The following is a 1929-nucleotide window of genomic DNA, read 5'->3' as shown; positions in this document are numbered from 1 at the left end:
GTGCGATTCTTCACCAGGTCATCGACGACGGAGGGATCGGCCAGGGTGGAGGTGTCGCCCAGGCTGGAGAGTTCGTTCTCGGCGATCTTGCGCAGGATGCGGCGCATGATCTTGCCCGAGCGGGTCTTGGGCAGGCCGGGGGCCCATTGCAGCAGGTCGGGCGCGGCGAACGGGCCGATCTCCTGGCGCACCCACAGGATCAGCGCCTTGCGCAGGTCGTCGGTGGCCTGGACCCCCGCCTTCAGCGTCACATAGGCGTAGACGCCCTGGCCCTTGATGTCGTGCGGGTAGCCGACCACGGCGGCCTCGGCGACGGCGTCGTGGGCCACCAGGGCGCTCTCGATCTCGGCGGTGCCCAGGCGGTGGCCCGAGACGTTGATCACGTCGTCGACCCGGCCGGTGATCCAGTAATAGCCGTCCGCGTCGCGGCGGCAGCCGTCGCCGGTGAAGTACTTGCCCGGATAGGCCGAGAAGTAGGTGGCGAAGAACCGGTCGGGGTCGCCGTAGACGCCGCGCATCTGGCCCGGCCAGCTGTCGGTGATCACCAGATTGCCCTCGGTGGCCCCCTCCAGCACCTGGCCGCCAGCGTCGACCAGCTGCAGCTTGACGCCGGGCAGGGGCTTGGTGGCCGAGCCGGGCTTCAGGGCCGTGGCGCCCGGCAGGGGCGAGACCAGGATGCCGCCGGTCTCGGTCTGCCACCAGGTGTCGACGATCGGCAGGCGGTCCTTGCCGACCACGCGGTGGTACCACAGCCAGGCCTCGGGATTGATCGGCTCGCCCACGCTGCCCAGCAGGCGCAGGGACGACAGGTCGTTCCTGGTCACGTGCTCGTCGCCCTCGCGCATCAGGGCGCGCAGGGCCGTGGGGGCGGTGTAGAAGATCTCGACCTGGTGCTTGTCGACCACCTCCCAGAACCGGGCCGGGGTCGGGTAGTTGGGCACGCCCTCGAAGATCAGGCTGGTCCCGCCATTGGCCAGCGGGCCATAGACTACATAGCTGTGGCCGGTCACCCAGCCGACGTCGGCGGTGCACCAGAACACCTCGCCCTTCTTGCCGGGAGAGGAGGGCCGGTAGTCGAACACCGCCTCGTGGGTCCAGCTGGCCCAGGCCAGGTAGCCGCCGGTGGTGTGCATCACCCCCTTGGGCTTTCCCGTCGAGCCGGAGGTGTAGAGGATGAACAGCGGGTCCTCGGCGTTCATCGGCTCGGGGGCGCAGGTGGTCGAGGCGGCGGCCTGGACGTCGTCCCAGACCACGTCGCGGCCCTCGACCAGCGGGACCTCCGCGCCGGTCCAGCGGATCAGCAGCACCTTGTCGACCTGCGGGCACTGCTCCAGGGCCTTGTCGACATTGGCCTTCAGCGGCACGCGCTTGCCGCCGCGACAGCCCTGGTCGGCGGTGATCACCAGGCGGCTCTCGCAGTCCTGGATGCGGCCGGCGATCGAGTCGGGCGAAAAGCCGCCGAACACCACCGAATGGATCGCCCCGATCCGCGCGCAGGCCAGCATGGCCACGGCCGCCAGCGGGATCATCGGCAGATAGATCGTGACCCGGTCGCCCTTCCTGGCCCCCAGGTCCTTGAGGACGTTGGCCATCCTGCAGACCTGCTCGTGCAGCTGGCCGTAGGTGACGGTGTAGGAATGGCCCGGCTCGTCGCCCTCGAAGATCAGGGCCACGTCGTCCTTGCGGTGCGGCAGGTGGCGGTCCAGGCAGTTGGCCGAGGCGTTCAACACCCCGTCGGCGTACCAGTGGATGTGGAAGTCGTCCCTGGCGAACGAGACGTCCTTGATCTTCGTCGGGGCCGAGATCCAGTCCAGCCGTCCGGCCAGGTCGCGCCAGTAGCCCTCCGGATCGGCCTCCACCCGCGCCAGCGCCGCCTCATAGCCCGCCGCGTCGATATGGGCCTTGCCCGCCCAGTCGTCGGGAACCGGA

Annotated in this window: 1 protein-coding gene; it reads right to left on the bottom strand. The window is 69.6% G+C overall.

Features of this window, described 5'->3' with window-relative positions:
- Nucleotides 1–1929, bottom strand: a 1929-nt coding sequence (gene acs / locus EV278_RS23835) for an acetate--CoA ligase (RefSeq protein ID WP_243692314.1), incomplete at both ends; no start/stop codon positions are given.

The organism is Caulobacter sp. BK020, assembly GCF_004342605.1.
Classification (GTDB): Bacteria; Pseudomonadota; Alphaproteobacteria; order Caulobacterales; family Caulobacteraceae; genus Caulobacter.
Note: the sequence above shows the minus strand (reverse complement) of the source record. Positions and strands in the feature narration are given on the sequence as shown.